At 73.8% G+C, this 7,641-nt stretch carries 3 protein-coding genes and 1 pseudogene; all 4 read right to left on the reverse strand.

Annotated elements, in window-relative coordinates; all coding sequences use genetic code 11:
- Positions 1-1,849: pseudogene (locus ABTZ17_RS35275) on the reverse strand (hypothetical protein); the annotation flags it as partial.
- A 199-nt stretch (positions 1,850-2,048) separates the two neighbouring features.
- Positions 2,049-3,911: an LCP family protein gene (locus ABTZ17_RS35280; protein ID WP_502994974.1), complete on the reverse strand. Its 1,863-nt coding sequence runs from the start codon at positions 3,909-3,911 to the stop codon at positions 2,049-2,051.
- Positions 3,912-4,109: 198 nt separating this feature from the next.
- Complete coding sequence (locus tag ABTZ17_RS35285; protein ID WP_352199899.1) at positions 4,110-5,870, reverse strand: LCP family protein; 1,761 nt, start codon at positions 5,868-5,870, stop codon at positions 4,110-4,112.
- A gap of 218 nt (positions 5,871-6,088) precedes the next feature.
- Positions 6,089-7,288: an LCP family protein gene (locus ABTZ17_RS35290; RefSeq protein WP_502994973.1), complete on the reverse strand. Its 1,200-nt coding sequence runs from the start codon at positions 7,286-7,288 to the stop codon at positions 6,089-6,091.
- Positions 7,289-7,641: the final 353 nt, after the last annotated feature.

The raw sequence follows: 7,641 nt of genomic DNA on the forward strand, positions 1-7,641 counted from the left end.
GGTCGCCGGTGCCGTCCGGGGTGCCGGTGCGGGAGCCGAGGTCGCGGCGGACGGCGGCGCCGCCGGTCACGGTGACCGTGCCCGAACCCAGGGCGACGGGTGCGGGGGCCTGGCTGCCCGTGCCGGTGAGGGTCCAGGTCAGCGGGCCGTTGGCGGGGAGTCCGCCGTCAGCGGTGCGGCCCTTCCAGGCGGCGGCGATGGTGGAGCCGGCGCCGCCCTTGAGGGTGGTGACGGTCTTCCCGGCACGGTCCGTCAGGGTCACCGCCCAGTGCGCGGCGGGCCGGGTGAGCTTCCAGACCGGGGCCCACACCGTCTTCCTGCCGTCGCTGCCCGCGAGCGGGGCGGTCGAGGGCACGGCCGAGGAGCCGATCCGGAGCCCGGCCTCGCCGTCGGCGCGGACGGCGCGGAGGGTGCGGTACTCCTCGCCGTGGTCCTCGGAGTAGAGGAGGGTGGCGGAGCCGGCGGGTCCGGCGCCGACCACGGGCACCACCCCGATGTCGCTCGCCCCCGGTACCGGCCTCGGCTCGGACCACGTGTCGTCGGCGGAGGTGCGGGCGGCGTGGACCACGGCGTTGTTCCAGGAGGACGGGAGGACCTCGGTCCACTCCTCCCAGACCACGTGCACGGTGCCGTCGGGTCCGATGGAGGCGTCGGCGACGCCCTCGTCCCCGCCCCCGCCGTGGAGGGTCTTCTTGTCGGTCCAGGCGGTGGCACCGGACCTGAGGGTGGAGGTGCGGTGACCGGAGTCGACGTGATCGCCGGCGTCGCGCCAGTCGCGCCAGACCACGGTCACGTCGCCGTCCGGGGCGATGAGGGGCTCGGGGGCGGGCACCTGCCCCTCGGAGCCGGAGAGCGGCACGGGGAGGGCCTTGCCCCAGGTCGCGCTGCCGGCGGGGCGGAGTGAGCCCCAGACCGCCGTGGTGGCGTCGTCGTCCTCCTGGCCGGTCGTCCAGGTCAGGGCCAGCAGGCCGGAGGGCCCGGCGGCGATCCGGGGCGCGCGCGTCGTGGCCTGCTGCGCGGTCCGGGCCTCCGGCGCGCCCCAGGCGGCGCTCGGGGTGGGGCGGGTGACCGTCTCCACGGCCGCGAGGGCCTGCCGCTCGGCCGTCGCCGGGGCACTGGTCCGCAGCAGGGCCACGGTGGCCTCGCCCCGGCCGTCCACGGCGAGGTCGGCCCCGCTGACGGTGCCGGTCGGGCCGTCGGAGGCGACGGTCACGGGGGCGGACCAGGTGCCGTCCGCCGCCCGGTCGGCCACGCTGATCCGCCAGTCCCCGCCCGCGACGGGGCGGGAGGACCAGACGGCGGTCGCGGTGCCGTGCGGGCCCGTGGCGAGTTCGACGGCGCCGAGCGCCCGCCCGGCCGCGGCGGGCAGTACCTCGGCGGGCGCGGACCAGGTCCCGCCGGCGAGGACGGCGGACCTCAGCCGGGCCGGGCCGGTGGCGCCGTCGCCGCGGTCGGAGGGGTACTCGACCCATAGGGCGGTGACCCGCCCGTCCGCGCCGGGGACCAGGCGCAGCAGCGTGTCGGAGCCCGCCTGGGGGACGGTGGCCAGTTTCCGGGCTGGTCCCCACCGGTCGTTGCCCGGGGGGCGGGTGGCCACGTGCAGGGTGTGGCCGGTGCCGAGGGTCTGCCACCAGGCGGCGACGCCGGTCCCGTCGGAGGCGGTGGCGGCGCGGAAGGTGCCGAAGAGGCCGGTGGGGCCCACGTCGGCGGGCTTCTGCCAGGCCGGGAGCGGGGCCGCGACGGCGGTTCCGGTGGTGAGCAGCGGTGTGAGGGCGACGCCGGAGACGAGCAGCGCGCCGGCCGTCGCGGCGGCGGCGAGCCGGTTCCCTGAGCGGGCGTGTCGGTGCATGGGATGCGGGTCCTTTCCCCCCGTGGAGCGCGCGGGGCGCTCGCACTGACGGCCGTCGGCCTGTGGGCCGGGGCCGGTGGTGCGCGAACGGGGCGAGCCGGACCCGTGGGGGTCCGGCTCGCCTTCGTTCACCGGGTTGGACGACCGAGCCCGGCCCCGGGTTGTACGGGGGGACCGGTTCCGCTTGTGGGCGGTGCGGTCACCAGGTGAAGCCCTGCTGGACCTCCATGCACGCGGCGGTGTCGTCGCCGTTGAGGGGGCGCGCCGAGTCGGGGGCGAAGCCGGTGGCGGGGGTGCCGGTGCCGGGGCTCGCGGTGCCCGCCGAACCGCCGGGGGAGGGGGGGGTGTCCGGGGCTCCGGGGTGGTCCCCGGTGCGCCAGTCGGCGCCCACGAACAGGGTGATCCCGGAGACGTCGGTGGAGCGCTGGACGGCCGTGGCGGGCAGTCCCAGGGCGTTGGCCACGGCCTGGGCGCCCGCGGCCTGGTCCAGCCCGGCGTAGCGGATCACGGTGGTGTCCTCGGCGGCGTCCTGGGTGTCGGGGACGGCCCGGGTGAAGCCCTTCGTCCGCAGCATCCCGGCCACTTCGGTGCCGCGGCCCTGGGCCTCCTCGGCGCCCTTGGTGCCGCCGGTGGCGTTGCGGACCATCACGGGCAGCCGGTCCGCGGCCACGTTCGGGCCGGGGGCCGTGGTCGCGGCGCCCGTCGGTGCGGTGGACGGGGACGGCGCGGGGGAGGCGGAAGCGGAGGCGGCCTTCCCGGAGGGCTTGCCGTCGAGGGGGACGTCGTCGCGGACCATCGCGAAGAGCTTCTGGGCGTCGCCCTCCTTGGGCTCCACCTTGCCCGCGAGCCGGTTGCTGTAGACCCAGGGCATCGTGGTCATGGTGATGCGGGCCGGCGGGACCTTCTTGAGCTCCATGCTCAGGTCGAAGAGCTTGTCGATGCCGTCGAGCCCGGTGTCCACGACCATGGCCCGGGTGGCGGCCTCGGCGAGGGCGTGCAGCTTGAGCGGGTTGGCGAGGTTGGCGTTCTTCCGGAACTGCCGGGCCATCGAGTTCATGTACATGTGCTGCGCGTGGGTGCGGGCCAGGTCGGTGCCGTCCTCGAACCCGTAGCGGGTGCGCAGCCATTGGAGGGCCTGGACGCCCTGGATGACGTTCTCGCCCTTGGTCAGCTTGAGGCCGGAGCCGTGGCCCTTGCTGTCCCGGGAGAAGACGTTGTCGGTGACGCAGACCGGGACCCCGCCTATGGCGTCGGCCATGGCGACCACGCCCTTGAAGTCGATCATCATGAAGTGGTCGACGGGGATGCCGGTCAGCGCCTGCCAGGTGGCCACCGTGCAGCCGGGGCCGCCGCGCCCGAGGGACTCGTTGGTGAGCCGGTAGGTCCGGGTGGCCTCGTACACCTTGCCGTCGGTGTCGGTGCACTTGGGCATCTTCAGCAGGGTGTCGCGCGGCATGCTGATCACGGACATGTTGCTGCGGTCCGCGGAGAGGTGGAGCAGCATCTGCACGTCGGCGAGGGGCGTGCCGCCGAAGGTCTCGCGGGCGCCGCCCAGGTCCTGGTTGGCCTGGTCGTCCCGGGCGTCGGAGCCGATGAGCAGGATGTTCAGCGGGGTCTGGCCGAAGGCGTTGGGGCGGGCCGCGGCCAGCTTGTTGTCGCCCAGGTCCAGGGCGTCGGTCTGGATGGCGTCGCTGAGGTGCCGGTAGTAGAGGTACCCGGCCCCGGAGGTGATCAGCACCAGGACGGCGAGGGCGGTGGAGATCCGGCGGAGCCAGCGCCCCCGGCGGCGGCGCGGGGCGGCGGTGCCCTCGCGGGGGCCGGTCCGGCCCGGGCCGCGGGGGCCGCGCGGGGCCCGGGGGCCCCGGCGGGAGCGGCGGGTCCGGTCGGACGTCGCGGGGGAGCCCGCGGTGCCCGCCCCGGCTATGCCGGCGGGGCCGTCGGCTATGCCCTCGGAGTCCCCGGCCGTGTCGCCGGAGCCGTCCGGGCCCTCGGCCGTGCCGTCGGTGCCGTGGTCCTCCGCGGCACCGCCGCCCGCCCCCGTGGGCGCGCCCTCCCCCCGCATGCTGCTCTGCCTCACCGTTCCCCCTAGATCATCCTGACGCGTCAGGAAGTGTTCGCGGTCGCCGCGGTCGCGGGCCGTCCTCGCCCGCCGACGGCCCCGTACGGCGCGGCGGTTCCTGCTTCCGGCCGCCGACTGCCGTGTGCAGTGCGGCGGTTCCTGCTCTTCGACCGCCGACTGCTGTTCGCGGTGCGGTGGTTCCTACTTCGCGCAGACCTTCTTGTCGGCCTCGACGCGCTGGATGTCGGCCGGCGCCTCGGTGGGTGCCGTGAGCGAGATCCCCGGCCCCTTGAAGTCCGCGCCCAGGGTCAGCGTCATCGGTGTCCCGGGGGCCGCGTCCTGGGTGCCCGGCTTCAGGGCCTCCGCGGGCAGGCCCATCAGGTCCGCGAGGGCCCTGGCCTGGGCGGCCTGGTCGGGAGCGTAGGCCAGGCTGGTCTTCTTCAGCTTCTCGGGGGCGTTCCCGAGGTTGCTGGACTTGCCGACGCCCTTGTCCACCTGGAGCCAGCGCAGGGTGGTCGAGGCCGAACCCTGCGGACCGCCGCCGTTGTACAGGTTCACGCGGATCTCGGAGGCGGGGGCCCGGTCGCCCTGGAGCAGCGCCTCCTGGGCGGCCTCCTTGGCGTCCTTGGCGGCCTTCTCCTGCTGCTTCACCTCGGTGAGCGAGGTGTCCGACTGGATCATCTGGAGGAGGGGCTGGGCCTTGGCCTGGTTGACGACGACCGTGGCCTTGATCCGTTCCGCCGGGTTGTCGTCCACCGGCAGGGTGGTGAAGGTGATGTTCTTCGGGTTGACGCCCTTGAGCTCCTGCCCGAGTCCCACCAGCTTCGTGATGCTCCCTATCCCGGTGTCCACGGACAGCGCCTTGGTGCCCGCCTCCGCGAGGGAGAAGAGCTTCTTCGGGCTGGTCAGCGTGCCCTTGGAGGTCATCTCGCGGATCATCGAGGACAGGAAGGCCTGCTGGGTCTTGATCCGGTCCAGGTCGCTCTCGTTGCCGAAGGCGTGCCGGGTGCGGACGAAGGCGAGGGCCTGCTCGCCCTCCAGGCGGTGGTCGCCCTTGGTCAGCTTCAGCTTGGACTTCTTGTCGTCCACGTCCTTGTCCACGCAGACGGGCACGCCGCCGACGGCGGTGCTGAGGGTCTTCACGGCGTTGAAGTCGGCCATCATGAAGTGGTCGACCGGCACGCCGGTGAGCTGTTGGACGGTGCGCATGGTGCAGCCCGGGTCGCGGCCCGACTGCCCCAGGCTGGTGTTGAACCGCACCCCGGTCTGGCCGGGGATCACCTTGGTGCTGCCGTCCTCCTGCTTGGTGGGGCAGTCCGGGATGTCGGTGATCAGGTCGCGGGGGATGGACAGCGCGGTGGCGTTCGTCCGGTCCTTGGAGACGTGGAACAGGATCGTGGTGTCGGCGTGCCCGTCGCTGTTCTTGTCGCCGTAGCCGTCGTTGCCGTCGCCGGTCCGCTTGTCGGTGCCGAGGATCAGGATGTTGATGGCCTGGTCCTTCTTGAAGCCGCCGCTGCCCGCGCCGAGCACGTCCGTGGTCTTGAGGTTGCCGTTGAGGTGCTCGAAGTACAGGTAGGCGCCCACGGAGGCGGTCACCACCACGAAGGCGGCGGCGCCGCCCGCGATCTTCAGCCCGCGTTTGCCGGGGGGCTTGCCGCCCTTGCGCTTGCGGGCCCCGCGTCGGCCGCCGGGCGGCGGGGTGTCCCCGCGCCGGGGTCCGGGGACGCCGGGAGCGGTGCGCGGGCTCCGGCCGGGTGCCTCGGTGGCCGCACCCGCTGCGGGGGCCGCTCTGCGGGTACGGGTCACGGCCTCGCGGGCCGCGGTTCTCGGGGCCGCCGCAGGGGTCGGCCGCTGCCCAGCGGAGTGGTCCAGTCGCAGTTCGTAGTTGCCGGTGCTGGGGTTGAGGACCCACTGGTCTGCGGGGTCGATTTCATCCGCCCGCCCACGGCCTTGCGCATCCACGGTTGTCTGAGTCCTCCGTCGGTGCCACACGAAGCGCCTCCCCCCAGGCGCTCGGTCATCGATCCGGCAGTGCACGGTCTGGTCGGACCGGGGCACCGGATCGCTCACCTTATCCGCCTGGTTCCGCTTCAAACCATGCTGGTGACAAACTCCACTCCCCTTATAACCGGGCAAAATTCGCATCCCACTCAGTGGGACGCTTCCCTTTTTCGATTGCTTTACCGGCAGGTCACCTCACCGCCGGTCGTCCCCGTGAAAGTGGGCACCGGAGCGGGGGTGGCCGGGGTCGTTCCCGAGGTGCCGGGGGTCTCCGCGGCCCCGCTCTCCTCGGTGTCCCCGGAGGCCCGCACCACCGTCACCGGCCGGTCCATGCGCAGCTGCTGGAACAGCCGTGCGGCATCGGGTTCGAGCAGCTGGTCCCGGTTCGGATTGCCCGGAAAGGGGCGGCGCGGCGCCGTCAGGAACCGCACCTCGTCCGCGGGGATGTCCCGCACGCTCCGGACGAAATCGTACAAACCCCTCAAGGAGGCCAGGTCGGGGTCGGTGGTGACCGCCGAGGTGGCGGCGTCCAGCAGCGGGTAGAGCCGCGCCGGGTTGAGCAGCACCCCGTTGCTCTGCACCTTCTCGACCAGGGAGGCCAGGAACTGCTGCTGGCGGCCCATGCGGTCGGTGTCGCTGCCGTTGCCCAGCGACTGCCGGGCCCGTACGAAGCCCAGCGCCTGCTCTCCGAGGAGCGTCTGGCGGCCCGCCGGAAGCTTCAGCTTCGCCTCGGTGTCGTCGATGGGCTGCTTCAGGCAGACCTCCACCCCGCCCACCGCGTCGATCATCTTCTTGAAGCCCTGGAAGTCCACCACCATGTGGTGGTCGATCCGGATCCCGGTCATCTTCTCGACCGTCCGGATCGTGCAGGCCGCACCCCCGAACTGGAAGGCCCAGTTGAACTGCGCGGTCTGCGCCGGGGTCCGGCTGCCGTCGGTGGCCCGGCAGGAGGGGATGTCCGTCACCAGGTCCCGCGGTATCGACACCGCCGTCGCGCTCTTCCGGTCGGCCGCCAGGTGCAACAGGATCGTGGTGTCCGACCGCTGCCCCTGACCCCGCCCGTACTGGCTGTTGGCGGTCCCGGCCCGCGAGTCCGAGCCGATCAGCAGGATGTTCTGCGCCCCGCGCACCGTGAGGGCGGGTCGCTCCTGCTCGTACCGCTCCAGCTCGTCGGCGGCCGTGGTGTCCGCCTTGATGTTCCCGTCGAGCTTCCGGTACAGCCACCAGCCGAGCCCCGCGCCCAGCAGCACCAGGAACGCCAGCCCGAGCCCGATCCACCGCAACAGCCTGCGCCGGCGCCGCGGGGCCGGGGGCTCGGCCCCGGGCCCCGGCAGCCCCGCCTGCGGCACGCCCGGCTGATCCGTCACGGCTGAGTCCATCCCCTCACGGCCTCGACACCGGCCGCCGGATACCGCCGCGACCTCCGTCGATCATCCGCCGCACCGCCACGCCCGGCCCTCGGGAACGGTCCCGTGCTCCGCCATGTGGGTGACAAATTCCGCATCGCCCCAGTTGAGCGGTGTGGGTGACCCCAGGGATCCCGGAGGATGAGGTCGGGGCGGGGTGCGGCTCACCGATCGCCCCCATCGCCGCCGCGGCTCGGATCTCGCCCCGCGAGGGGCAGCCGAACACCGACGGATGCACATCCCAGCCCCACCGGGGGACACATCTCAGCCTCGCCGGCGATTGAGGCGCGGGGGTCCGGGGGCGGAGCCCCCGAAACGGGGTCCGG

The organism is Streptomyces sp. NPDC097619 (assembly GCF_040302735.1).
Lineage (GTDB): Bacteria > Actinomycetota > Actinomycetes > Streptomycetales > Streptomycetaceae > Streptomyces.

What these genes read in the sequence shown, in the direction of transcription:
- ABTZ17_RS35280 (WP_502994974.1), bottom strand. Translation starts at nt 3,911, where the DNA reads ATGCGGGGGGAGGGCGCGCCCACGGGGGCGGGCGGCGGTGCCGCGGAG.
- ABTZ17_RS35290 (WP_502994973.1), bottom strand. Translation starts at nt 7,288, where the DNA reads ATGGACTCAGCCGTGACGGATCAGCCGGGCGTGCCGCAGGCGGGGCTG.